The sequence below is a fragment of the Streptomyces sp. NBC_00341 genome, from assembly GCF_041435055.1.
Lineage (GTDB): Bacteria > Actinomycetota > Actinomycetes > Streptomycetales > Streptomycetaceae > Streptomyces.
Map to the genome: position 1 here is coordinate 60,569 of NZ_CP108003.1, position 23,398 is coordinate 83,966.

Below are 23,398 nucleotides of genomic sequence, written 5' to 3' on the forward strand. Positions count from 1 at the left end.
CGGAGTTGGCAACGTCTGGCATAGGGGAGGCCCCGGAAATGATCCACCTGAACACGGCAGGTCAGGGCCGAATGCCCGACGCGGTACGCACGGTCCTCACGGAGTGCGTACGCCTGGAGGACCGCTTCGGGCCCCACGTACTGGAGGAGCGGGTCGGAGACCTGGTGCACGGCGAGGTCCACCAGCGGCTCGAAGGCCTGCTCAACACCCCTGACGGGCACACCGAACTGTTCACCGGCGGCGCGGCCGCGTTCGACGCGCTGGTGTCCGGCCTCACGCTCGGCAGAGGCGACCGGATCTGGACCACTCCGTACGAGAGCGCCGCCCGGCTCACCACGCTCCGGTCCGTGCGCGACCGCACCCGCTGCCGCATCGAGGTGGTTCCGCTGCGCCCCGACGGCGACCTGGACCTCGGCTGGATGGCCGCGCACATCGACGATTCCGTGGCGCTGGTCTCCGTGGTCCACGTCCCCGCCAGCCGGGGCATCATCAACCCGGTCGAGGACATCGGCCGTCTCCTCGCGCCCCACCGCTGCCTGTACGCGGTCGACGCGGCCTACTCGCTGGGCCAGTTGCCCGTGGACGTCTCGCGCATCGGCTGCCATCTGCTGACCGGTGACGGCTGGCGTTTCCTGCGCGGGCCGCGTGCGGTCGGCTTCGCCTACGTGGCGCCGAGACTGCGCGAGGAACTGTCGCGGTCGGACTTCGGCGGCGGGGCGCCCCGTGCGGCCGCGTTCACCACGCGCGTCCCCGAGCCGGTACCGGCGACGGCCGCGGTCGCGGCGTTCACCTCGGCGCTGGCCCACCGCGCGGAGCTGCCGGCCCAGCCGTACGAGGAGCTGATTCCGGCGCTGCACTGTGCCGTCGTCGACGTTCCCGGCATGGAACTGCTCGCGCCCGGCCGGTACCACTCGGCGGTCCTCGCCTTCCACCACCCCGACCTGTCCTCGGCGCTCCTGCGGCGCGGCCTCGCGGAGCGGGGCGTGGCGGTGTGGAAGACGGTGGCAGAGCAGACTCCGCTGCTCGACCGCCCCGGGGGCCGCGCCACGGCCCTGCGCGCCTCGGTGTACGAGGGCACCACGCGGCAGGACATCGACGCCTTCGCGGAGGCCCTCGCCAAAACGGTGGCCGACGTCAGCTCGCGCCGCGTCTTCCCTGCGCCGGGCGACCTTGCCCGCATCGCTCTCGTCGGCAGCTGACGGACTCGTCCACGGGACCGGTCCGGCGGCTCTCCGGCCCAGCCCTTAGGGCCTGTCGAGTGCACTTCCAACCCTTCTCAAGTGAACCGGGCGACAGTGGGAGGCGCGATCGACGTGCGCACTTTCTGGTGACCGGCGGCTGCTCCAGTACCGCGAGCCGCTGCGGAACGTGCGGGATGAGCCCATGCACGCCAACCGTCCGACCACGCACCTCTCTGGAGAGCCATGTCCCGTCGCCTGTTCACCTCGGAATCTGTGACCGAGGGCCACCCCGACAAGATCGCTGACCAGATCAGTGACGCGATCCTCGACGAGCTGCTGAGACAGGATCCGGCCTCGCGCGTCGCCGTCGAGACCCTGATCACCACCGGCCAGGTCCATGTCGCGGGGGAGGTGACGACCCGTGCGTACGCCGATGTCCCCACCCTCGTGCGCGAGAAGATCCTCGCGATCGGCTACGACTCCTCCGCCAAGGGATTCGACGGCGCCTCGTGCGGCGTCTCGGTGTCCATCGGCGCCCAGTCCCCGGACATCGCGCAGGGCGTCGACACCGCGTACGAGAAGCGGGTCGGGGGCGGGGAGATCGACGAGCTCGACCAGCAGGGCGCGGGCGACCAGGGCCTGATGTTCGGGTACGCCACCGACGAGACGCCGAATCTGATGCCCCTGCCGATCGAGCTGGCCCACCGCCTGTCGCGCCGGCTCACCGAGGTCCGCAAGGACGGCACCGTCCCCTATCTGCGCCCCGACGGCAAGACGCAGGTCACCATCGAGTACGACGGCGACCGCCCGGTCCGGCTGGACACCGTCGTCGTCTCCTCGCAGCACGCCTCCGGGATCGACCTGGACGAGATGCTCGCGCCCGACATCCGCCGCCACGTCGTGGAGTCCGTCCTCGCCCAGCTCGCCGAGGACGACATCAAGCTGGAGACCGAGGACTACCGGCTCCTGGTCAACCCGACCGGACGCTTCGAGATCGGCGGCCCGATGGGCGACGCCGGACTCACCGGCCGCAAGATCATCATCGACACCTACGGCGGCTACGCCCGTCACGGCGGCGGCGCCTTTTCCGGCAAGGACCCCTCCAAGGTGGACCGTTCGGCCGCCTACGCGATGCGCTGGGTCGCCAAGAACGTCGTCGCCGCCGGGCTCGCCGCCCGCTGCGAGGTCCAGGTCGCCTACGCGATCGGCAAGGCCGAGCCGGTGGGCCTGTTCATCGAGACCTTCGGTACGGGTACGGCGGACCAGGAGCAGATCGAGAAGGCCGTCTCCGAGGTCTTCGACCTCCGCCCGGCCGCGATCATCCGGGACCTCGACCTGCTCCGCCCGATCTACGCCCAGACCGCCGCGTACGGCCACTTCGGGCGGGAACTGCCGGACTTCGCCTGGGAACGGACCGACCGGGCCGACGCGCTCAAGGCCGCTGCCGGAATCTGACCGCCCGTCCAGGACACGTCCAGCCTCAGGAGTTCATGTGCGTATCGCGGTGACAGGCTCCATCGCAACGGACCATCTCATGGTCTTTCCCGGCCGGATCGCGGATCAGCTGATCCCCGACCAGCTCGCCCACGTCTCGCTCTCCTTCCTGGTCGACGCGCTCGAAGTGCGCCGGGGCGGAGTCGCGGCCAACATCGCCTTCGGCCTGGGCAGCCTCGGCCTCGACCCGCTGCTGGTCGGCGCCGTGGGCACCGACTTCGCCGAGTACGAGGTCTGGCTCAAGCAGCACGGCGTCGACACCGGCGGGGTGCGGGTCTCCGCCGAGCACCAGACCGCGCGCTTCATGTGCATCACCGATGAGGACGCCAACCAGATCGCCGCGTTCTACGCCGGCGCCATGCAGGACGCCCGTGAGATCGACCTGTGGCAGCTGGTCGGCACGCGGGAGCGGCCCGACCTGGTCCTCGTCTGCCCGAACGACCCGGCGGCGATGCTCCGGCACACCGCTGAGTGCCGCGAGCTCGGGCTCCCCTTCGCCGCCGACCCCTCCCAGCAGCTCGCCCGCCTCGACGGCGACGAGATCCGGGAGCTGGTCACCGGCGCCCAGTGGCTGCTCACCAACGAGTACGAGGCCGCCCTGCTGCTCGAACGCACCGGCTGGACCCGCGCCGAGGTGCTCGAACGCGCCGGCACCTGGGTCACCACACTGGGCGGCGACGGCGTCCGGATCGACAGCGCGCACCAGGCGACGATCACGGTCGCGGCCGTGCCGGACACGGAGGTCACCGATCCGACCGGCGGGGGCGACGCCTTCCGCGCGGGGTTCTTCGCCGCGGTGAGCGCGGGGCTGCCGCTGGAGGCGGCGGCCCGGCTCGGCTGCGTGACCGCCGCCTCGGCGCTCGGCACCGTCGGCTCCCAGGCCTACCGGGCCGATCGCGACAGCCTGCTCGCCTCGGTCGCGCGTGCCTACGGCGCCGAGGCCGAAGAGGAGATCGCACCGGCTCTCAGCGGCATGCGGTGAGCGACGACGCACCACCCACCAGACGATTCAGAACCCGAGGAGCAGTACGCATGCCCGCTCAACCCAACACCGCGTTCACGGACTTCAAGGTCGCCGACCTCTCCCTCGCGGCCTTCGGGCGCAAGGAGATCACCCTGGCCGAGCACGAGATGCCCGGCCTGATGTCGATCCGCCGGGAGTTCGCCGCCACGCAGCCCCTGGCGGGCGCCCGGATCATGGGCTCGCTGCACATGACCGTGCAGACGGCCGTCCTCATCGAGACGCTGACCGCCCTGGGCGCCGAGGTGCGCTGGGTCTCCTGCAACATCTTCTCGACGCAGGACCACGCGGCCGCGGCCATCGCGGTCGGTCCGGCCGGTACCCCGGACGCCCCCGCCGGCGTCCCGGTCTTCGCCTGGAAGGGCGAGTCGCTGGAGGAGTACTGGTGGTGCACGGAGCAGGCCCTGACCTGGCCCGGCCACACGGGCCCGAACATGATCCTCGACGACGGCGGTGACGCCACCCTCCTCGTCCACAAGGGCGTCGAGTACCGGAAGACGGGAGAGCTCCCCGTCGCGGACAACGAGGAAGCTGCCGTCGTCCGCGCCCTGCTGGCACGCAGCGGACTGGACTGGCCCGCCCTCGCCTCGGAGATCCGGGGTGTCACGGAGGAGACGACGACAGGTGTGCACCGCTTGTACGAGATGCAGCGCGACGGATCCCTCCTCTTCCCGGCGATCAATGTGAACGACGCGGTGACGAAGTCGAAGTTCGACAACAAGTACGGCTGCCGGCACTCGCTGATCGACGGCATCAACCGGGCCACCGACGTGCTGATCGGCGGCAAGACCGCCGTCGTGTTCGGTTACGGCGATGTGGGCAAGGGCTGCGCGGAGTCGCTGCGCGGGCAGGGCGCCCGGGTGATCGTCACGGAGATCGACCCGATCTGCGCGCTGCAGGCGGCGATGGACGGATTCCAGGTCACCACGCTCGACGAGGTCGTCGACAAGGCCGACATCTTCGTCACGACGACGGGCAACAAGGACATCATCATGGCGAGCGACATGGCCAGGATGAAGCACCAGGCGATCGTCGGGAACATCGGCCACTTCGACAACGAGATCGACATGGCGGGCCTCGCGAAGATCGAGGGCATCGTCAAGGACGAGGTCAAGCCGCAGGTCCACACCTGGAAGTTCCCGGACGGCAAGGTCCTCATCGTGCTCTCCGAGGGCCGTCTGCTGAACCTGGGCAACGCCACGGGCCACCCCTCGTTCGTCATGTCCAACTCGTTCGCGGACCAGACGCTGGCCCAGATCGAGCTGTTCACGAAGCCCGAGGAGTACCCGACCGACGTCTACGTGCTGCCCAAGCACCTGGACGAGAAGGTCGCCCGCCTCCACCTCGACTCGCTCGGGGTGAAGCTGACGACGCTGCGTCCGGAGCAGGCCGCGTACATCGGCATCGAGGTCGAGGGACCGTACAAGTCCGACCACTACCGCTACTGAGCGCCGGCCGCCTTCGCCCGTCTCACCGCCGTACCGGCAGATCCGCGTACACGGAGGTGAGGCGGCCGGAGGCGGCGGCGAGGGCGGCCAGCGCCTCCCCGACGCGCCACCGGGCCCGGTCGCGCGGGCCGACCGCGTTGGAGACGGCGCGCAGCTCCACGACCGGACAGCCGGCCGCGACGGCGGCCTCCGCGACCCCGAACCCCTCCATGGCCTCGGCGAGGGCGTCCGGGTGGCGGGCCCGCAGCGCGGCGGACCGGGCCGCGGTACCGGTCACGGTGGAGACGGTGAGCACCGTGCCGGTACGCGCCCCCGTCGCCTCGGCGACACGGGCCACCAGCGCCGCGTCCGGCCGGTACTCGACGGTGCCGAAGCCCAGCTCGGTGGCCGGCACGAAGCCGTCGGCCGTATCGGCGCCCAGGTCGGCCGCGACGATCGCGCTCGCCACGACGAGCGAACCGAGCGGCGCCTCGGGCTGGAAGCCGCCGCCGATGCCCGCGCTGACGACCAGGTCGTACCCGGCCCCGCCGAGCGTCGCGGCGGTCAGTGCCGACGCCGTCGCGGCGGCGGCAGCGGCGGGCCCCACACCGGCGGCCAGCAGGTCGACGCGGAGCCGGCCCCCGGTCACCCGGTGCAGGGTGCGGTCCGCGACCGGTGCGGGCGGGGTGGCGCCGAAGGCGGTCGCCATCGCGTCGCGTTCCGCGTCGACCGCGGTGACGAGCAGAACCCGGGGGCCGGCGCGCTCATCGCGCCGGCGCCCGGGTCCGTCCGGTGGGGAGGGTGTCATCACGCTCCGCTCAGTGCGTGTGCTGGCCGCCGCTGATGACACTCACGAAGGCCACCTTCAGATAGGTGTCGCCGCGGCGCCGGGACAGCAGCGCGAACGAGCCCGCGAGCGCGATCAGTTCCAGCTGGTCCCAGCTGCCGCTGACCTCGATGCGCACGGACTTGCCGTCGGACTTGGCGAGCGAGAAGTCGATCAGGTCCGAGCCCCGGACGAGAGTCGCGTGGTAGCGGCCCCGATGAGGCTTGGACGTACGCCACTCGACGGGCGCCCCGCCCCCCGGCACGAACGCCTCGGGGCCGTCCAGGCACAGGATCGCGGGCTCGCCGGCGGTGACCCGGGTGCGCAGCCGTCCGGTGGCCGCGATCGGAAGGGCACGGCCACCCGAGGTGACCGTGCCCGTGCGCATGCCGCGGTCGAACTCCAACGCGGCAGTGGGGGAACCGAGGCCGTCGATGACGAAGGTGCCGCCCTGTTTGTGCAGGCTCAGCGATGTCTTCTTCACCCGTCAGTCCTTCCGCGCCGTGCGGGCGTACCCGGGGATGAGCACCAGGGCCACGACCAGGTGCATGCACAGCAGCGCCGCCTTGGTCGAGCCGCCCTCGCCGCTGCCGAGCGGGCCGAACAGGGACACCACGAACACGATGGACGCGATCACCGTCCACCGGGTGCGGGCCTTCGGTGACTTGCGGTCGAGCAGCGCCACCACGCCCCAGGCGACGAGGCCGATCAGGATCGTCGCGCCGATGACCATCGCCAGTCCGACCTCCTGGGGGTCACCACCGCCCTGGGCCTTCGTCTTGAGGTCGATGTCGAGAGCGGAGTGCGCTATGAGCCAGACGATGACGGCCGCCACGGTGGCGGCCAGAAGGCAGACGATCCGTCGGCCGGCCTGCTGCCGGGTGGGGGAGGCGGTCGTTGTATTCGACATGCGTCTTCATCCTTACGTCGCTGCGCCTGTCTCGGTTCGGTACAGAACCTTTGCGAAGGCTCACGGTAAGGCCCACCGGTCACACCGGTGGCTGACCTGGATCGCATCTGTAGGGATTTTCTTAGCGGTGGCTCGGCCAGCATGGAGCTGCGCTGCCGGGACTGTTGTATTCGCGGGGCCGAGCAGACCGTTCCCATGCCGGACTTGACGCTGAGGAGGCGCACGGGTGGACGCAGGATTCAAACGCGAGGTCGAGCAGAAGGTCGCTGATGGTGAGCGGCTCAGCCGCGAGGACGGCATCGCCCTGTACGAGTGCGACGACCTCGCCTGGCTCGGCGGGCTCGCGCACCAGGTGCGAACGCGAAAGAACGGCAACGTCGTTCACTTCAACATCAACCGTCACCTCAACATGACCAACGTGTGCACGGCCTCGTGCGCGTACTGCTCGTTCCAGCGCAAGCCGGGCGAGATGGACGCCTACACCATGCGCATCGAGGAGGCCGTGAAGCTGGCCAAGGCGATGGAGGCCGAGCAGCTCACCGAGCTGCATCTGGTCAACGGCCTGCACCCGACGCTGCCGTGGCGCTACTACCCGCGCTCGATCCGGGCGCTCAAGGAGGCCCTGCCGCCGACGGTGGCGGTCAAGGCCTTCACCGCCACCGAGATCCACCACTTCGAGAGCATCTCCGGCCTCTCCGCCAGCGAGATCCTCGACGAGCTGATCGACGCCGGCCTGGAGTCGCTGACCGGCGGCGGCGCGGAGATCTTCGACTGGGAGATCCGGAAGCAGATCGTCGACCACCGCACCCACTGGGAGGACTGGTCGCGCATCCACCGTCTCGCACACGAGAAGGGGATCAAGACCCCGGCGACGATGCTGTACGGGCACATCGAGGAACCCCGTCACCGCGTCGACCACGTGCTGCGCCTGCGCGAACTGCAGGACGAGACGGGCGGGTTCCAGGTCTTCATCCCGCTGCGCTACCAGCACGACTTCCATGACTCGATGGACGGCAAGGAACGCAACCGGCTCATGTCCAGGACGCGGATGGCGTCGCCTGCGGAGTCGCTGAAGACCTTCGCGGTCTCCCGGCTGCTCTTCGACAACGTGCCGCACGTGAAGGTCTTCTGGGTGATGCACGGCCTGCAGACCGCGGCGCTCGCGCTGAACCACGGCGCCGACGACATCGACGGCTCCGTCGTCGAGTACAAGATCACGCATGACGCGGACGACTACGGAACCCCGGACAAGATGTCCCGCGAGGGCCTGCTGGACCTGATCCGCGACGCCGGGTTCCAGCCCGTGGAGCGCAACACGCTCTACGAGATCGTCCGCGAGTACGAGAGCCCGGACCCCGAGCTCCGCGAGAGCCCCCAGCCCATGCGGGTCTGACTCATGACCGCGACAACGACAAGTATCGGCAGGTGCGCACGATGACCGTACGGGACGAGGACCTCCGGGGCGACGCCCTTGAGGTCTGGATCGACCAGGACCTGTGCACGGGCGACGGGATCTGCAGCCAGTACGCGCCCGACGTCTTCGAACTCGACATCGACGGCCTGGCCTACGTCAGGACCGCGGACGGCGATCTGCTCCAGGAGACGGGTGCCACGGTTCTCGTGCCCACCATCGCCCTGCGCGACGTCACCGACTCGGTGAAGGAGTGCCCGGGGGCCTGTATCCATGTGCGCCGGGTCAGTGACGGAGCCGAGGTCCTCGGACCGGACGCGGCGGACGACTGATGGCCTTGCTCACCGGCCGACGGCCGGTCCGGAGCGCCGCATCGGCCGCGCCCGTCCGGCCCCGGGTCGGACACATCGACTTCCTCAACTGCCTGCCGCTGTTCTGGGGACTGGCCCGCACCGGCAGCCTGCTCGACCTCGATCTGCACCAGGACTCGCCCGAGCGCCTCAGCGACGCCCTGGTCGCCGGTGAGCTGGACATCAGCCCGATCAGCGTCATGGAGTACCTGCGCCACGCCGACGAGCTGGTGGTGCTACCCGATATCGCGGTCGGCGCGGACGGGCCGGTGATGTCCTGCCTGCTGCTCAGCAAGGTGCCGCTGGACCAGCTCGACGGTGTCCCGCTCGCCTGCACCACTGCCAGCCGCACCACCGTACGCCTGGCCGAGCTGCTGCTCACCGAGTCGGTCGGGGTGCGGCCCGAGTACTTCAGCTGCCCGCCCGACCTGCCGACCATGATGGCCGGAGCACCGGCGGCCGTGGTGATCGGGGACGCCGCGCTGCGCGCCTCCCTCCTCCAGGCCGACACCTTCGGGTTCCAGGTGTACGACCTGGCCGAGATGTGGCGGGAGTGGACCGGGCTGCCGTTCGTCTTCGCGGTGTTCGCGGCCCGGCGAGAGTTCGCCGACGAGCACCCGCAGCTGGTCCGTGAGGTGCACTCGGGCTTCCTCGCCTCGCGCGAGCTCTTCCTCGACGAGATCGACGTGGTCTGCCACAAGGCGGCCCGCTGGGCCGAGTTCGACTTCGAGACCCTCAAGCGCTACTACATGTCCGCGCTCGACTTCGGTCTGGGCGAGCGTCAGCTCGCCGGCCTTCGCGAGTTCGCCCGCCGGGTCGGCGGCCAGGACGCCGGCTTCGCACCCGATCTGGGAATCCGCCTGCTGGACACCCGGCCCGCCGCCTAGGCCTCTCCGCCCGGCGACTCGATCCATCCGAAACAGAAAGGTGGCCCGATGGCCATCCCGACCAGTCATCTCACCGCTGCTCTGGACCGTGCCGCCGCCGGAGGCCGCCTCACGCCCGACGAGGCACTGGAGCTCTACCGCCACGCACCGCTGCACGCGCTCGGCCAGGCCGCGGACGCCGTGCGCCGCCATCGCTACGCCGGCCAGGAGAACCTGGCGACGTACATCATCGAGCGCAACATCAACTACACCAACGTCTGTGTGACCGCCTGCAAGTTCTGTGCCTTCTACGCTCCGCCCAAGGACACCGAGCGCGGCTGGAGCCGGGACCTCGACGACATCCTGCGCCGGTGCGCGGAGACCGTGGAGCTGGGCGGCACCCAGATCATGTTCCAGGGCGGACACCACCCCGACTACGGCGTCGACTACTACGAGGGCATGTTCTCCGCCATCAAGGAGAACTACCCCCAACTGGTGATCCACTCGCTGGGCGCCTCCGAGGTCGCGCACATGGCGAAGGTCTCCGGAGTCACGGTCGAGGAGGCGATCACCCGCATCCGGGACGCCGGTCTCGACTCGTTCGCCGGCGCCGGCGCCGAACTGCTGCCGGCCCGCGCCCGTACCGCCATCGCCCCGCTGAAGGAGTCGGGCGAGCGCTGGCTGGAGATCATGGAGATCGCGCACGGCCTCGGCCTGGAGTCCACCACCACGATGCTGATGGGCACCGGCGAGACCAACGCCGAGCGCATCGAGCACCTGAGCATGATCCGCGACGTGCAGGACCGCACCGGCGGCTTCCGCGCGTTCATCCCGTACACCTACCAGCCGGAGAACAACAAGCTGCGCGGGCGCACCCAGGCCACCTCGCTGGAGTACCTGCGCGTGATCGCCATCGCGCGGCTCTTCCTCGACAACGTGGCGCACATCCAGGGCTCCTGGCTCACCACGGGCAAGGAGATGGGGCAGCTGACCCTGCACTACGGCGCGGACGACCTCGGCTCGGTGATGCTGGAGGAGAACGTCGTCTCCTCTGCCGGGGCCAAGCACCGCTCGAACCTGCCCGAGCTCCTCGAACTGATCCGCGGCGCCGACCGCACACCGGCGCAGCGCAACACCACGTACGAGATCCTCCGGGTGCACGACGATCCCGCGGCCGACCCGGCCGACGAGCGGGTCGTCTCGCACATCTCCTCGGTCGTGGATTCCGGCGACGGCGTCCGCCGCCGCTCACTGAAGGTCCTGCCGGTCAGCTGAGGAGACGCGTCGACGTGAAAGTTTTTGTCACAGGCGGAGCCGGCTTCATCGGCTCGCAGTACGTGCGGGCGATGCTCGCCGGCGAGTACGCCGGGTACGAGGACGCCGAGGTCACCGTCTTCGACCTGCTCACCTACGCGGGCACCACGGCGAACCTGCCGCTCGGGCACGAGCGGCTGACCTTCGTCCAGGGGGACATCCGGGACGAGGCCGCCCTGGAGGAGGCACTGCCCGGGCACGACGTGGTGGTGCACTTCGCCGCCGAGTCGCACGTGGACCGGTCGGTCACCGGCGCGGTCCCGTTCGCCTCGACCAACGTGGTCGGCACCCAGCAGCTCCTGGACAGCTGCGCCCGGTACGACGTGGCGACCGTGCTGTGCGTGTCCACGGACGAGGTGTACGGCTCCATCGAGACCGGATCGTGGGACGAGCACGAGCCGCTGCAGCCCAACTCGCCGTACGCGGCGTCCAAGGCCGGCAGCGACCTGCTGGCCTTGGCCTGCCGGCGCACCCACGGCCTGGACATCCGGCTCACCCGCTGCTCCAACAACTACGGCCCCTACCAGAACGCCGAGAAGCTCATCCCGCTGTTCATCACCAACCTGCTGCGCGGCAGGCCCGTGCCGCTGTACGGCGACGGGCGCAACGTGCGCGAGTGGCTGCACGTGGCCGACCACTGCACCGCGCTGCAACTGGTGCTCACCGACGGGGAGCCGGGCGAGGTCTACAACATCGGCAGCGGCGTCGAGGTCACCAACGTCTCGATCGCGCGGCGCCTGGTCGAACTGTGCGGCGCCGACCCGTCGCTGATCCAGCGGGTCGCCGACCGCAAGGGCCACGACCTGAGGTATTCGCTCGACTTCAGCAAGATCACGAAGCTCGGCTTCACTCCGGCGATCGAGTTCACCGCCGGTCTGGAGAGCACGGTGGAGTGGTACCGCGCCCATCCGGAGCGGTGGCCCGCGCCGGCCGGCTGACCGGTCGGGACCACGCAGTCGGCGGCCGCCGGACCATCCAGTGATCCGGCGGCCGCCGCGCGTGCGCCGCCATGGGCGGGGTGTCAGTCGCCGGTGTCCTCGCCCCGGGCGACCAGGAGTTCGTGCACCCCGTAGTGGAGCATGTCCGAGCGCAGCGGGACCTCGCCGGCGGGCGTGGCCGGCCGCAGGTCGGGGAAGCGGTCGAACAGCATCGGCAGGGCGATGCGCAGCGTGCCGCGCGCCAGGTTCTGGCCGATGCACTGGTGCTCGCCGTGCCCGAAGGCCACATGGCCCTGGGCGGAGGCGGTGATGTCCAGCCGGTCCGGGTCCTCGAAGTGCTCGGGGTCCCGGTTCGCGGCGGGCAGTGCCAGGACCACGGTGTCGCCGGCCTTGATCCGGACGCCGTTCAGCTCGACGTCCGCCAGCGCGGCGCGGCTCGCCCCGAGGTGGGAGATGGTGAGGTAGCGCAGCAGCTGCTCCACCGCGTTGTCCGTGAGTTCCGGGCGGGCCCGCAGCAGCGCGAGCTGGTCGGGATGGTCCAGGAGTGCGAACGTGCCGAGCGCCAGCATGTTGGCCGTCGTGTCGAAACCGCCGCCGAGCAGGGCCCAGGTGATGTTCACGATCTCCTCGTCGGTGAGCTCCTCACCGACGAGCTCACCGATCAGGCCGGTGCCGGGTGCGGCGCGCTCGGCCGTGACCAGCTCCTGGAGGGTCTCGCCGATGACCGTGCAGGCGGTGATCAGCTCCTCGACCGTGTAGTGCATCCGGGACATGACGGCCAGGTGCCGGGCGAGCGGTTCGCGTACCGCGTCGGGCACGCCGAGCATCTCGCACATCACCCGGACCGTGAGGGGCTCCGCGAAGGCGGTCACCAGGTCCACCGGCCCGGCGGACCTGGCCATCGCGTCGAGGTGCTCCCCGGTCAGCCGGCTGATCATCGGGGTGAGGCGGGCGACCGCCCGCATGGTGAAACGACGGGTCAGCAGCCGCCGGTAGCGGGAGTGACCGGGCTGGTCCATCTTGATGAAGGCGCCCGGCGCGGCGGGCGGCGGGCTGTACTCGGTCATCGGGAACGGCGGCGGGATCGGCAGGCCGATCAGCTCGTTGCGGTGGCTGAACCGCCGGTCGCTCAGTACGGACCGCACGTCGGAGAGCCGGGTGACCAGCCACCCGGCCCCCTCACCCGGGCCGACGGTCAGCTCCAGCGGAGCGACCGGGCACCGCTCGCGCAGCTCCGCGTACTCGGGGGGCGGGTCGAAGGGGCACTTCCTCGCCGACGGCAGGGTGACCGGTGCGTCCGGTGTCCGGGTCATGCCTCCTCCAGGGGCCGTGCGTAGAGCCGCTGCTCGATCGCGTCGGCCGCTGCCCCGGCGCCGCCGGCCGACCGGACGTGCCGGCTCATCTCCCGGACGCGCTCACGCAGCGCGGTGTCGCCCGCGACCTCCAGGACCGCGTTGCGCAGGGTCTCCACGGACGCGTCCTCGCGTCGCACCACCCGGGCCAGGCCCAGCTCGGTCAGCCGCCGCGCGTTGACGTGCTGCTCCGGGTGATGGGGCACGACGACCATCGGTACCGCGGCCCGCAGCGCCTCCAGGATGCTGCCCATGCCCGACTGGCACAGCAGGACCGAGGTGTGCGGCAGGACCTCGGCCAGCGGAACCCAGGGGTGCGCCTCCACGTGCGGCGGCAGCGGACCGAGCTCCTCGGGGGAGACGCGCTTGCCGAGTGCGAGCACCGTGTGCCACGGCAGACCGGCGAAGGCCTCGACGCACTGGCGGAAGAAGTCGGGGTGGTTGTTCACGGTGGTGCCGAGCGAGACGAGCACCACCGGCCGTCCGTCTGCCGGGGGCTGCCACGCCGGGCCGCCGTCCGGCGGCGCCGCCTGCGTCGTCGGACCGACGAACACCTGGTGCTCGTCGAAGGTGGCGCCGGCGAACTGGAACTCCCTCGGCACGAACGCGACCGTGAACTCCTCGTGCCCGTAGAACAGTTCGGCCTGCTGCTCCTCGCGCAGCCCGCTGCCGGCCACGATCTCCTTGAGCCGCTGCGTGAACGCGACGATCGCCGGGTGCGCCGGATCGATCTGCCCGGCGAACTCCTGGTGCTGCTCGGAGAGGTTGAAGTGCTCGTTCGAGATGAACGTCGGGGACAGCTGCACGCTGGGCCGTCCCCAGCGCGCGGCCAGCAGCCGCCCGGTCAGCCACAGGGTCGTGTCGTAGGCGACGGTGTCGGGCAGGTCGTCCGCGAAGCACGCCTCGATCGACGGGAGCACCGCGGTGCTCGCGTCGAGCAGTTTCAGCGGGGCCCGCGCGCACTCGTCGGCGTCGATGACGTCCGGCGGCGGGTCCGAGGACAGCGGCGGCTCGTACAGGCGCGCCTGTGCGCCCGTCGCCCGGACTCGGTCCATGAACTCCTCGGTCGCGAAACAGGTCACCCGGTGGCCGCGTGCCACGAGTTCCGCGACCACCGGGAGCACCGGCACCATGTGCCCGAAGGCCGGATAGGGCAGGAAGGCGAGGTGCAGGGGCCGGCCCTGCGGGACCCCGCGGGACGTGTCGGTCACGACGCGGCCAGCCTGGACTCGATGGTGTCGGCGGCGAGCGAGGGGCCCCGGCGGGCGGCGATGCTCTCGGACAGCGCCCGTACCCGTCCCCGGGTCTCCCGGTCCTCGGAGAGGTCCAGGACCGCGCCGCGCAGCACCTGCGCGTCGAGTGCGTCCGGCGCGATGGCCCGGCCCAGGCCCAGTTCGGCGACGCGTGCGGCCACCAGGTCCTGCTCGCCGGTGCGGGGCACCACGACGGGCGGCACACCGAAGGCGAGCGCCTCCATGGTGCTGCCCATCCCGGCGTGCGAGACGAAGGCCGAGGCCTGCGAGAGGACCGACAGCTGGGGCACCCAGGGCGCGGCCTCGACGTTCGGCGGGAGCGGCCCGAGGTCGTCCGCGGTGACCAGTCCGCCGAGCGACATGACGATGTGCCAGGGCAGATCCGCCAGCGCGGCGAGCGCGTCGCGGTAGAAGGCCGCCTGGTTCTCGTACCCGAAGCTGCCCAGGGCGACGAGCGCCACCGGGCGCCCGTCCTCCGGACGCCGCCAGTCGCCCTGCAGGGCCCGGTCCCCGATGCACGGCCCGACGAAGACGTGCCGTTCGTCGAACGTCTCGGTTCCCGGCTGGAACTCGGGCGCCACGAAGACGACGGTCCGCTCCTCGGCGGCACCGGTGAACTCCTCGTTCGACACGTCACCGAGTCCGTGGGCGTCCAGCGTGGAGCGCAGCAGGTCCTGGTACTCGGCCAGGGCCGGGTGGCCGGGGTCGGGCGGGGACATGCCCGCGGCGAGCGCGGCGTACGGGTTGCAGGTCTCGCTGACCACGAACGTGGTCGCGGTCATGACCGAGGGCAGCTGCCACCTGCGCGCCAGCAGCCGGCCGGTGGGGTAGCCGAACGCGTCGTAGACCATCAGGTCCGGGCGGTCGTCACCGAGCAGCTTCTCCACGTCGTGGAGCGGTGTGAACGACTCCTTGAGGTGCCCGACCGCCGCCTGGGCCATGTCGTCCCCGGTGATCTTCGCCGGGATGGCCACCGTGTTCCACGACTTCGGTACGACGGACTCGTACCGGATCACCTCGGCGCCGGTCGCGGCGACCACGTCCGCGAACTGGTCCGCGACCACGTACGTCACCCGGTTGCCGCGGCGCACCAGTTCGGCGACGACCGGCAGCGTGGGGTTCACATGGCCGTGTGCCGCGTAGTTGAAGAAGGCTATGTGGCGGCCGCTCATCGAAGGCCCACCGTCTCGCGCTGTTCCGCCCACGGGGTGAACACCGGCTCCGGACGCCGGGACTCGATGTCCTTGCGCGCGATGTCCATGACGTACTCGCCGTAGCCGGACTTGGGCAGCCGTGCGCCGCGCCGGTGGCAGGCCTCGGCGTCGATGAAGCCGCGCCGCAGGGCGATCTCCTCCAGGCAGGCGATCCGCACGCCCTGGCGGCGCTCCAGTACCTGGACGTACTGGCCCGCTTCGATGAGCGAGTCGTGGGTTCCGGTGTCCAGCCAGGCGAAGCCCCGGCCGAGATCGATCACCTTCGCCTTGCCTTCGCGCTGGTAGTGCCGGATGACGTCGGTGATCTCCAGCTCGCCGCGCGCAGAGGGCACCAGGTTCTTGGCGATGTCCAGGGCCTGGTTGTCGAAGAAGTACAGCCCGGTGATGGCGCGGTCGGTGCGCGGACGGACCGGCTTCTCCTCGATGGCGATGAGCCTGCCGTGTGCGTCGACCTCGCCCACGCCGTAGCGCTCCGGGTCGGACACGTGGTAGCCGAACAGGACGCAGCCGTCCAGATCGCGGCGGCTGTCCTGGAGGAAGTCGGACATGCCGGGGCCGTAGAAGATGTTGTCGCCGAGGATCAGCGCGATCGAGTCGTCGCCGATGAAGTCGGCGCCGATGATGAACGCCTCGGGCAGCCCGTTGGGCTCCTGCTGCACCGCGTAGCTGAGCCGCAGGCCCAGTTCGGAGCCGTCACCGAGGAGGCGCTGGAACAGCGGCTGGTCCTCGGGCGTCGAGATGATGAGGATGTCCTGGATGTCCGCGAGCATGAGCACGGACAGCGGGTAGTAGATCATCGGCTTGTCGTAGACGGGGAGCAGTTGCTTGGAGACGGCGAGGGTCACGGGGTGCAGGCGCGTTCCGGCGCCCCCGGCGAGGATGATGCCCTTCATGGGTGAGTCACTTCCGTAGGTGGCGCGTGGTGGGTGCGTGGACGTTCGGGGCGACGCATCAGGCCCTCGACGACATCGGCTCCGCGGGAGGCGCCCCCCGCCTCGCGCACGTGCCGGCGCATGGCGGCCACGGCCGCCGCTGCCCGGGAGCCGTTGACGACCTCGTCGACCGCCGTGCGCAGCGCGGCCGGATCGGCGGACTCCCGCAGCAGGACGCGTCCCAGATCGAGGTCGGCGGCCTGCCGGGCGATGACCCGCTGGTCGATGTGGAACGGCACGAGCACCATCGGGACCCCGTGGGCCACCGACTCCATGACGCTGCCCATCCCCGCGTGGGTGATGAACGCGGCGGCGTGCCGGAGGACTTCGGGGTGCCGGAGCCACTGGTGGGTCTCCACGTTCGCGGGCAGCGGACCCAGCTCATCGGCGGTGACGCGGTGGCCGAGGGTCACCACGACGTGCCACGGCGAGTCGGCCAGCGCCTGGATACAGAAACGCAGGAAGGCGGCCTGGTCGGGGGTGTACGAGCTGCCCAGGGACAGCAGCACGACCCGGCACCCGTCCGGTGGCTGCCAGCCGCCGGTGTCCGGGGCGGCGTCGTCGGACGGGTCGGCCAGGCAGGGGCCGACGAACGCGAACCGGTCGTCGAAGGTCTCCGCGGCCGGCTGGAACGCCTTGGGCAGGAACACGATGTTGTCGCCGTGCTCCGCGCCGAAGCCGTCGAGCGGGGAGCCGTCCAGCCGGTGTTCGGTGAACAGCCGCCCCTTGCGCGCGACGAACTCGGCGATGGCCGGATCGTGCGGGTCGATCGGCTCCTGCGGTGGCCCCGTGACCTCCTGACTCTGGCGGTCGGACATCGAGAAGCCGGGGCCGGAGGCGATGGTCGGGCACAGCTGGAGCACCGGGACGTCCCAGGCGCGGGCCAGCAGCCGGGCGGCCTCGGAGGCCGCGAGGTCATGGGCGAGCACATCGGGCCGGTCGCCGTCGAAGCGGGCCAGCGCCGTCTCCAGTGGGGCGATGGCCTCCTCGAAGAAGGCGAGGATGTTCTCCACCGCCGAGCCGGTCGGCCCGTCGGCCCAGGGGAAGCGCGACGGGTAGACCACGGCCTCCGCGCCACTGCTCCGGGCCAGTTCGGCGAAGCGTTCCGTGACGAAGCAGGTGACCCGGTGCCCGCGTCTCACCAGCTCGGTCATCAGGGGCACGGCGGGCGCGATGTGCGCGTACGCGGGGAAGGTGCAGACACCCACGTGGCCGCGCCGGGTGGTTGTCTGCCGGTGCTGGGATCCGTCCTGAGCCGGTCGTCCGTTCACGGCGTGAGTATGTACACGTCCGCGTGTCGCCTTCGAGGGACCGGAGCGAAAACTAGGGCTCCCGCTAGACCGTGTTGTCCAAGCTGGTTGTCGATGGGATTCAGGACATCAGGCCCCTCGACAGAGAGACACAGGCACAGATGAACACATACGCAAGTCCACCCGGGCGCCGCCTCGTACGCCGTGCGAAGGGGACGGTCATCGCGGTCGTGGTGGTGACGGCGGCCATGCTGACCACGACCGCGTCTGCAGGCAGCCCGCCCAGGGTGACCGGCGCCGTACCGCTCACCCAGGTCGTCCCGCAGCCCGCCGAGGTCCACACGACCACCGGTGTCGCCTTCGACCTGGATTCGGACGACGCGGTCTACACGACCGCCGGCTCCAAGGACGCGGGCGAGGCCGCCACGTTCCTCACCGGACTGCTGCGCAAGCCCACCGGCTACGCACTTCCGGTGCGCAAGCTGGCAGCCGGGGCCAAGCCGTCGGGCATCGTGCTCGCCCTCGGCGGCGACAACACGGTGACGAAGCCCGAGGGCTACCAGCTGGAGGTGACGTCCAAGGCCGTCACGATCCGGGCCGACGAGCGGGCGGGGCTGTTCAACGGTGTGGAGACACTGCGCCAGCTGCTTCCGGTCAAGGTCGACCGGCAGCAGCGGACGGCCGGTCCCTGGCGGGTCCAGGGCGGTGTCATCTCCGACGCGCCGCGCTACGGGTACCGGGGCGCGATGATCGATGTGGCACGGCACCACCTTCCGCCCTCGGACGTGAAGGGGTACATCGATGCCATCGCCCGGTACAAGATCAACTATCTGCATCTGCACCTGATCGACGACCAGGGCTGGCGCATCGAGATCAAGTCCTGGCCGGAACTCGCCAAGATCGGTGGCAGCACCGGCACCGGCGGGATGCTCGGCGGCTACTACACGCAGGAGCAGTACAAGGACCTCGTCGCCTACGCCTGGGCGCAGGGTGTCACGGTGATCCCGGAGATCGAGGGCCCCAGCCACATGCACTCGGCGCTCGCCTCGTACGCGAAGCTGACCTGTGACGGCAAGCCGCTGGAGCCGTACACCGACTGGGTGAACAGCCCCGACGGCAAGCTGTGCCTCGACAACCCGACCACGTTCGAGTTCCTCGACGAGGTGATAGGCGAGATCGCGGCGCTCACCCCCGGTCCGTACATCCACATCGGCGGCGACGAGGCGCACGAGCGGCCGCAGGCCGAGATGGACGCCTACATCGAGAAGGTCGCCAAGCTGGTCGAGAAGCACGGCAAGAAGGTGTTCGGCTGGCAGGAGGCGGCCGGCTCGCTCGACCCGTCGAAGTCGATGACCGAGTTCTGGGCCGCCGGCATCAACGACGACCAGATGCTCGCCGCGGCCAAGGGCGGCGGCAAGTTCGTGATGGCGCCCGCGAGCAACGCCTACCTCGACATGAAGTACAACGACGCCCTGCCCGAGTACCCCGTAGGCAACTCCTGGGCGGGCACGTCCACGGTGGAGGACTCCTACGACTGGAAGCCGGAGACGCAGCTCGCCGGCCTTCCGGAGTCCTCGATCACCGGTGTCGAGGCGCCGCTGTGGACGGAGACGGTGTTCGGCATCAACCAGCTGGAGAACCTCGCGTTCCCCAGGCTCCTGTCGATCGCCGAGATCGGCTGGGCGAAGGCGTCCGCGCACAACTGGGACAACTTCAAGGTACGGCTGGCGGCCCAGGGGCCGCGGCTGCGTGAGGCACGTGTGAACTACTACCTCGCGCCCGACGTGCCGTGGCCGCTCGGCAGCTGATCACCGAACCCTGACACGAAGTCGGCGCAGGGGCCCGGCGGATTCCTCCGCCGGGCCCCTGCGCCGCGTTGCTGTCCGTGCTCGCGTCCGCGCTCAGGGGCGAACGGCGTGCACCATGTAGTACTGGTCCTCCGCGTCGGTGAGCGGGGCCTGCTGGGGGGTGACCTCGAAGCCGTTGGAGCGCAGGATGCCGCAGACCCGCTCCAGCTGATCGTCGAGGTCCGCGACCTCGACGACGGCCTGCCGGATGCGCGGCCACTGGGCCGCGTCGATACCGAGCAGCACATCGGCCTCTGCGCCCTCCACGTCGACCTTCAGCAGGTCGATGTCCCGGTCCTCGGGCAGGTAGGCCGCGAGGCGCTCGACGTCGACGGTGACCTCTTGCGCGAAGTACATCTGGTCGGCCAGGGCCCGGTCGGACAGCTGGGCCATCTGCGCCTTCGGCTGCTCCTTGATCTCCGGATACCTGGTGGAGTTCGCGGGGAGCATGGGGAAGAACGAGAAGGTGACGCCCGACTCCGGCTTGCTGCCGAGAGCCGTGCGGTGCAGGGTCACGTCGTCGAGACCGTGCAGTTCCATGTTCTTGCCGAAGAGCTCGATGGAGTCCGGCATCGGTTCGAAGGAGATCACCTCCGCGCCCGGGTACTTGTCCTTGATGAACAGGACGAACATGCCGATGTTCCCGCCGACGTCGAAAACGAGCGGGCTGTCGGGGAGTTCGAGTCCGCTGTAGCAGCCCTGCTGGAATATCTCGTCGTAGATGTACCGCGTTTCGAGGACGCTCTGCGTGTACACCTGCAAGCCGTCGCCCAGTTCGACAAGCTCCGTCACAATCGCCCCTTGGTCGACCCGATAGGTGAATGGTTCAAGGAGCGTATCCGCGCGGGGCGGGGCCTCGGGCGGTCGAGCCGGCGCATCTAGTCGAACAACTAACCCGGCGGGACCGGCGTGCTGCCGCGAGGCCCTGCAAACCCTCAGTGACCCGAGTCGGAGAGGTCCAGGACCGCGGTCTGCACGGCGTCGATCACCAGGTCGACCGCGTTGTCGGGCAGATGAGGGCCGATGGGCAGGCTCAGCACCTCGTCGGCCAGCCGCTCCGTCCTCGGCAGGCCGACGGCCGGTTCGAGGCCCTGGCCCGCGTAGGCGGGCGTGCGGTGGATGGCCACCGGGTAGTGGATCAGCGTTCCCACGCCCGACTCCTCCAGCCGCCGGCACAGGGGATCGCGGAACGGGGTGCGCAGTACGTACTGGTGCCAGACGTGCTCGGTCCCGGGCGCCGTGTCCGGGGTGGCGAGGCCGGGCAGGCCGACGAACGCCTCCGTGTAGCGGCGGGCGACCGCGCGGCGCCGTTCGTTCCAGTCGTCCAGGTACGGCAGCTTCGTGGCGAGCACGGCGGACTGGATCTCGTCCAGCCGGGAGTTGCCCCCCTTCACCTCGTGCACGTACTTCTCGCGGGAGCCGTAGTTGCGCAGCAGCCGCAGCCGGCCGGCCAGCTCCGCGTCGTCGGTGACGATGGCGCCGCCGTCGCCCAGCGCGCCCAGGTTCTTGCCCGGGTAGAAGCTGAAGGCCACGGCGTGCCCGCTGCCCACGCGCCGGCCGTTCCTGCGGGCACCGTGCGCCTGGGCGGCGTCCTCCAGCACGGCGAGGCCGTGCCGGTCGGCGAAGTCCCGTACCGCGTCCATGTCCTCGGGGTGCCCGTACAGGTGGACCGGCAGCACCGCGCGGGTGCGCGGGGTGACGGCCGCCTCCAGCAGGTCCGTGTCGATCAGGAACGACCCCTCGCCCGGCTCCACGGGGACCGGCCGGGCGCCGGTCGACGAGACGGCGAGCCAGGTGCCGACGAAGGTGTGCGCGGGCACGATCACCTCGTCTCCCGGACCCACCCCGAGGGCTCTGAGCGCCAGCTCCAGGGCGGCCAGGCCACTGCCCGTCGCGACGCAGTACGCGTTCTCGCAGTACGCGGCGAACGCCGCTTCGAACGCCTCCAGCTCGCGGCCCAGGATGTAGCGGCCGGACTGGGACACCCGCAGCACGGCCGCGTCGATCTCCTCCTGGACACCGGTGGCCGCGTGCATCTCGCGCAGGTCGAAGAAGGGAACCTTGGTCACGTCTGCCTCCGGCTGTCCCGCAGGAAACTCTCGTACCCGCGGTAGTAGTCCGCCTCGTCGTAGTGGTGCGACGCCAGGACGAGACAGACCCCGCCCGGAGTGAAGTCGCTGAGGTCCCGCCACACCATCGGACCGACGTACAGGGCGGTCCCCGGAGTCTCCAGACGGTGCTCGGCCTGGGTGAAGCCGTCGTCCAGGCGCAGGGTGAAGCCGCCGTGGGCGGCGATGAAGAGCTGCTCCAGCTCGCGGTGCGCGTGCCCGCCGCGGGACGCGCCACCCGTCAGATCGTGCAGGAAGTAGACCCGCCGGATCGGAAATCCGGCGGTCCACTCCGACTCCGCGATCGAAATGCAGCCGCGTTCGTCCTGATGCTGTTGGAGATCGACGTACCGGCTGGGCTTTACCCTGCCGACGTGCGTCTCCGTGGTGCTCGCTGCCATCGCAGCCACTCCTCGATCCTGTCCAGCGTGCGTCGGCACGGCTGTGTCCGGTCGTTATCCGTGCGTTGCCCGCTACTCGTCCACGTCGGCGGCGGTCCGGGCGCGGTGCAGCGAGGTCACCTCCGGCCCGTTGGCGACGGCGACTCGTATCGCGTCGCTGATGGTCTTGATGTCGTCGGCGCCGACCGCGGGTCCGGTCGGCAGGGCGAGCAGTTGCCCGCACAGTTCCTCGGCGTGCGGCAGTGAGCGGCCCGGGTCCTCGGCGTACGGCTGGAGCTGGTGCATGCCCTGCGGGAAGTAGGGCTGGGCCAGGATCCTCTCCGCGCGCAGGACGCCGAGCAGCAGGTCACGGTGCAGCCCCGCGGCCGCCTCGTCCACGGTGATCATCATGTAGTGGTGGTTGTTGCGGTGCTGTGAGGCGTACTCCACCGGCCGCACACCGGGGATGCCGGCCAGCTCCGCCCGGTAGAGCTCGTAGTTGGCACGGTTGTGGATCATGGTGTCCGCGAGCGCGTCGAGGGAGGTCAGCCCCATCGCGGCCGCGACCTCGTTCAGCTTGGCGTTGGTACCGATGTGGCCGACCCGGCCGTCCGGTCCGAACCCGAAGTTCCGCACCGCCCGCATGCGTTCGGCCAGCGCGTCGTCGTCGGTCACGATCGCGCCGCCCTCGAAGGAGTTGACGATCTTCGTGGCGTGGAAGCTGAACACCTCCGCGTTGCCGAAGCCGCCGATCGGGGTGTCGTTGTGGGTGCAGCCCAGCGCGGGAGCGGCGTCGAAGTACAGCCGGAGCCCGTTGCTCTCGGCGATCTTCTCCAGCCGCCCTACGTCGCAGGCCTGCCCCCACACGTGCACGCCGATGATGGCCCGGGTCCGGGGGGTGATCAGCGTCTCCACCTGCTCCGGGTCGATCAGTCCGGTCACCGGATCGACGTCGCAGACGACCGGCCGCAGCCCCCGCCACCCCACGGCATGGGCCGTGGCCGGGAAGGTCAGCGCCGGGACGATCACCTCGTCGCCGGGGGCGCCGCCGGTGGCCTCGTCCCCGATCAGCATCTGCAGGGCGACGGTCGCGTTGCACAGGGAGACGCAGTGCCGCACGCCCGCCAGCTCCGCCACCCGGTCCTCGAACTCGTGCATGAGTGGACCCATGTTGGACAGCCACTCGTTGTCCAGGGCCTGGTTCATCCGGTCGAGGAACCGCCGGCGGTCACCCTGGTTGGGCCTCCCCACCCGCCGGTCCTCCACGAAAGCCGGTGTCCCGCCGAACAGCGCCAGATCCTGTGTGCCGTGTTTCATCCGAACG

Annotated in this window: 22 protein-coding genes; 10 read left to right on the forward strand and 12 right to left on the reverse strand. The window is 70.5% G+C overall.

Annotated features, from left to right (window positions below):
* Positions 1 to 38 precede the first annotated feature (38 nt).
* The 4 genes from OG892_RS39160 (at position 39) to ahcY (ending at position 5,144) form a co-directional block, all read left to right on the forward strand.
* A complete protein-coding gene (locus OG892_RS39160) occupies positions 39 to 1,199 on the forward strand; it encodes an aminotransferase class V-fold PLP-dependent enzyme (protein ID WP_073737864.1) in 1,161 nt (386 codons plus the stop codon).
* A 225-nt stretch (positions 1,200 to 1,424) separates the two neighbouring features.
* Positions 1,425 to 2,636, forward strand: a complete 1,212-nt coding sequence (metK, locus tag OG892_RS39165; protein WP_073737863.1) for a methionine adenosyltransferase — start codon at positions 1,425 to 1,427, stop codon at positions 2,634 to 2,636.
* 37 nt (positions 2,637 to 2,673) lie between these two features.
* Positions 2,674 to 3,657, forward strand: coding sequence for a carbohydrate kinase family protein (locus OG892_RS39170; protein WP_073737862.1), 984 nt, complete (start codon positions 2,674 to 2,676; stop codon positions 3,655 to 3,657).
* Positions 3,658 to 3,707: 50 nt separating this feature from the next.
* Positions 3,708 to 5,144 (forward strand): adenosylhomocysteinase, encoded by a 1,437-nt coding sequence (ahcY, locus tag OG892_RS39175; protein ID WP_371631785.1) that lies wholly within the window; start codon positions 3,708 to 3,710, stop codon positions 5,142 to 5,144.
* Between the two features lie 22 nt (positions 5,145 to 5,166).
* On the opposite strand, the gene OG892_RS39180 is transcribed toward ahcY, so the two are convergent.
* The 3 genes from OG892_RS39180 to OG892_RS39190 are packed head-to-tail and all read right to left on the reverse strand — an operon-like array spanning position 5,167 to position 6,859.
* Positions 5,167 to 5,931: a futalosine hydrolase gene (locus tag OG892_RS39180; RefSeq protein ID WP_073737860.1), complete on the reverse strand. Its 765-nt coding sequence runs from the start codon at positions 5,929 to 5,931 to the stop codon at positions 5,167 to 5,169.
* Between the two features lie 10 nt (positions 5,932 to 5,941).
* Positions 5,942 to 6,433: a hypothetical protein gene (locus tag OG892_RS39185; RefSeq protein ID WP_073737859.1), complete on the reverse strand. Its 492-nt coding sequence runs from the start codon at positions 6,431 to 6,433 to the stop codon at positions 5,942 to 5,944.
* Between the two features lie 3 nt (positions 6,434 to 6,436).
* The gene (locus OG892_RS39190; RefSeq protein WP_328868567.1) at positions 6,437 to 6,859 is read right to left on the reverse strand and encodes a DUF6069 family protein; all 423 of its coding nucleotides are present in this window, start codon (positions 6,857 to 6,859) and stop codon (positions 6,437 to 6,439) included.
* Positions 6,860 to 7,085: 226 nt separating this feature from the next.
* Between OG892_RS39190 and mqnE the strand changes: the two genes are divergently transcribed.
* The 5 genes from mqnE to rfbB are packed head-to-tail and all read left to right on the forward strand — an operon-like array spanning position 7,086 to position 11,738.
* Positions 7,086 to 8,252, forward strand: a complete 1,167-nt coding sequence (mqnE, locus tag OG892_RS39195; protein ID WP_073737857.1) for an aminofutalosine synthase MqnE — start codon at positions 7,086 to 7,088, stop codon at positions 8,250 to 8,252.
* 41 nt (positions 8,253 to 8,293) lie between these two features.
* Positions 8,294 to 8,602: a ferredoxin gene (locus tag OG892_RS39200; RefSeq protein WP_073737856.1), complete on the forward strand. Its 309-nt coding sequence runs from the start codon at positions 8,294 to 8,296 to the stop codon at positions 8,600 to 8,602.
* Positions 8,602 to 9,507, forward strand: a complete 906-nt coding sequence (locus OG892_RS39205) for a menaquinone biosynthetic enzyme MqnA/MqnD family protein (RefSeq protein ID WP_073737855.1) — start codon at positions 8,602 to 8,604, stop codon at positions 9,505 to 9,507. Before OG892_RS39200 ends, OG892_RS39205 begins: the two co-directional genes overlap by 1 nt.
* A gap of 48 nt (positions 9,508 to 9,555) precedes the next feature.
* The gene (gene mqnC / locus OG892_RS39210) at positions 9,556 to 10,761 is read left to right on the forward strand and encodes a cyclic dehypoxanthinyl futalosine synthase (protein WP_073737854.1); all 1,206 of its coding nucleotides are present in this window, start codon (positions 9,556 to 9,558) and stop codon (positions 10,759 to 10,761) included.
* 14 nt (positions 10,762 to 10,775) lie between these two features.
* The gene (gene rfbB, locus OG892_RS39215) at positions 10,776 to 11,738 is read left to right on the forward strand and encodes a dTDP-glucose 4,6-dehydratase (RefSeq protein ID WP_073737853.1); all 963 of its coding nucleotides are present in this window, start codon (positions 10,776 to 10,778) and stop codon (positions 11,736 to 11,738) included.
* Positions 11,739 to 11,821: 83 nt separating this feature from the next.
* Here rfbB and OG892_RS39220 read toward each other — a convergent pair whose 3' ends face one another.
* The 5 genes from OG892_RS39220 to OG892_RS39240 are packed head-to-tail and all read right to left on the reverse strand — an operon-like array spanning position 11,822 to position 17,760.
* The gene (locus OG892_RS39220) at positions 11,822 to 13,051 is read right to left on the reverse strand and encodes a cytochrome P450 (RefSeq protein ID WP_328868568.1); all 1,230 of its coding nucleotides are present in this window, start codon (positions 13,049 to 13,051) and stop codon (positions 11,822 to 11,824) included.
* On the reverse strand, positions 13,048 to 14,301 hold the full coding sequence (locus tag OG892_RS39225) for a macrolide family glycosyltransferase (protein WP_371631786.1): 1,254 nt from the start codon (positions 14,299 to 14,301) through the stop codon (positions 13,048 to 13,050). The genes OG892_RS39220 and OG892_RS39225 overlap by 4 nt, the downstream gene beginning before the upstream one ends.
* The gene (locus tag OG892_RS39230) at positions 14,298 to 15,515 is read right to left on the reverse strand and encodes a macrolide family glycosyltransferase (RefSeq protein ID WP_073737850.1); all 1,218 of its coding nucleotides are present in this window, start codon (positions 15,513 to 15,515) and stop codon (positions 14,298 to 14,300) included. The genes OG892_RS39225 and OG892_RS39230 overlap by 4 nt, the downstream gene beginning before the upstream one ends.
* Positions 15,512 to 16,450 (reverse strand): glucose-1-phosphate thymidylyltransferase RfbA, encoded by a 939-nt coding sequence (gene rfbA / locus OG892_RS39235; RefSeq protein ID WP_073737849.1) that lies wholly within the window; start codon positions 16,448 to 16,450, stop codon positions 15,512 to 15,514. Before rfbA ends, OG892_RS39230 begins: the two co-directional genes overlap by 4 nt.
* Positions 16,447 to 17,760, reverse strand: coding sequence for a macrolide family glycosyltransferase (locus OG892_RS39240; RefSeq protein ID WP_371631787.1), 1,314 nt, complete (start codon positions 17,758 to 17,760; stop codon positions 16,447 to 16,449). Before OG892_RS39240 ends, rfbA begins: the two co-directional genes overlap by 4 nt.
* 140 nt (positions 17,761 to 17,900) lie before the next feature.
* Here OG892_RS39240 and OG892_RS39245 point away from each other — a divergent pair, with 140 nt between their 5' ends.
* The gene (locus OG892_RS39245) at positions 17,901 to 19,547 is read left to right on the forward strand and encodes a beta-N-acetylhexosaminidase (protein WP_073737847.1); all 1,647 of its coding nucleotides are present in this window, start codon (positions 17,901 to 17,903) and stop codon (positions 19,545 to 19,547) included.
* Positions 19,548 to 19,640: 93 nt separating this feature from the next.
* Here OG892_RS39245 and OG892_RS39250 read toward each other — a convergent pair whose 3' ends face one another.
* The 4 genes from OG892_RS39250 to OG892_RS39265 all read right to left on the reverse strand — a co-directional run bounded on the left by OG892_RS39250 (position 19,641) and on the right by OG892_RS39265 (position 23,391).
* A complete protein-coding gene (locus OG892_RS39250) occupies positions 19,641 to 20,378 on the reverse strand; it encodes an FkbM family methyltransferase (RefSeq protein ID WP_371631788.1) in 738 nt (245 codons plus the stop codon).
* Between the two features lie 143 nt (positions 20,379 to 20,521).
* Positions 20,522 to 21,622 carry a DegT/DnrJ/EryC1/StrS family aminotransferase gene (locus tag OG892_RS39255; RefSeq protein ID WP_371631823.1) on the reverse strand — a complete coding sequence of 367 codons (1,101 nt, stop codon included), beginning with the start codon at positions 21,620 to 21,622 and terminating at the stop codon, positions 20,522 to 20,524.
* Between the two features lie 29 nt (positions 21,623 to 21,651).
* A complete protein-coding gene (locus OG892_RS39260) occupies positions 21,652 to 22,095 on the reverse strand; it encodes an FdtA/QdtA family cupin domain-containing protein (protein ID WP_073737845.1) in 444 nt (147 codons plus the stop codon).
* 72 nt (positions 22,096 to 22,167) lie between these two features.
* The gene (locus OG892_RS39265; RefSeq protein ID WP_073737844.1) at positions 22,168 to 23,391 is read right to left on the reverse strand and encodes an aminotransferase class I/II-fold pyridoxal phosphate-dependent enzyme; all 1,224 of its coding nucleotides are present in this window, start codon (positions 23,389 to 23,391) and stop codon (positions 22,168 to 22,170) included.
* Positions 23,392 to 23,398 lie beyond the last annotated feature (7 nt).

Coding starts and splice junctions, on each gene's coding strand:
- OG892_RS39220 (WP_328868568.1), bottom strand. CDS start 13,051: ATGACCCGGACACCGGACGCACCGGTCACCCTGCCGTCGGCGAGGAAG.
- ahcY (WP_371631785.1), top strand. CDS start 3,708: ATGCCCGCTCAACCCAACACCGCGTTCACGGACTTCAAGGTCGCCGAC.
- OG892_RS39265 (WP_073737844.1), bottom strand. CDS start 23,391: ATGAAACACGGCACACAGGATCTGGCGCTGTTCGGCGGGACACCGGCT.
- rfbA (WP_073737849.1), bottom strand. CDS start 16,450: ATGAAGGGCATCATCCTCGCCGGGGGCGCCGGAACGCGCCTGCACCCC.
- OG892_RS39190 (WP_328868567.1), bottom strand. CDS start 6,859: ATGTCGAATACAACGACCGCCTCCCCCACCCGGCAGCAGGCCGGCCGA.
- OG892_RS39255 (WP_371631823.1), bottom strand. CDS start 21,622: ATGCACGCGGCCACCGGTGTCCAGGAGGAGATCGACGCGGCCGTGCTG.
- OG892_RS39245 (WP_073737847.1), top strand. CDS start 17,901: ATGAACACATACGCAAGTCCACCCGGGCGCCGCCTCGTACGCCGTGCG.
- OG892_RS39230 (WP_073737850.1), bottom strand. CDS start 15,515: ATGAGCGGCCGCCACATAGCCTTCTTCAACTACGCGGCACACGGCCAT.
- OG892_RS39205 (WP_073737855.1), top strand. CDS start 8,602: ATGGCCTTGCTCACCGGCCGACGGCCGGTCCGGAGCGCCGCATCGGCC.
- OG892_RS39200 (WP_073737856.1), top strand. CDS start 8,294: ATGACCGTACGGGACGAGGACCTCCGGGGCGACGCCCTTGAGGTCTGG.
- OG892_RS39260 (WP_073737845.1), bottom strand. CDS start 22,095: ATGGCAGCGAGCACCACGGAGACGCACGTCGGCAGGGTAAAGCCCAGC.
- OG892_RS39160 (WP_073737864.1), top strand. CDS start 39: ATGATCCACCTGAACACGGCAGGTCAGGGCCGAATGCCCGACGCGGTA.
- metK (WP_073737863.1), top strand. CDS start 1,425: ATGTCCCGTCGCCTGTTCACCTCGGAATCTGTGACCGAGGGCCACCCC.
- mqnC (WP_073737854.1), top strand. CDS start 9,556: ATGGCCATCCCGACCAGTCATCTCACCGCTGCTCTGGACCGTGCCGCC.
- OG892_RS39180 (WP_073737860.1), bottom strand. CDS start 5,931: ATGACACCCTCCCCACCGGACGGACCCGGGCGCCGGCGCGATGAGCGC.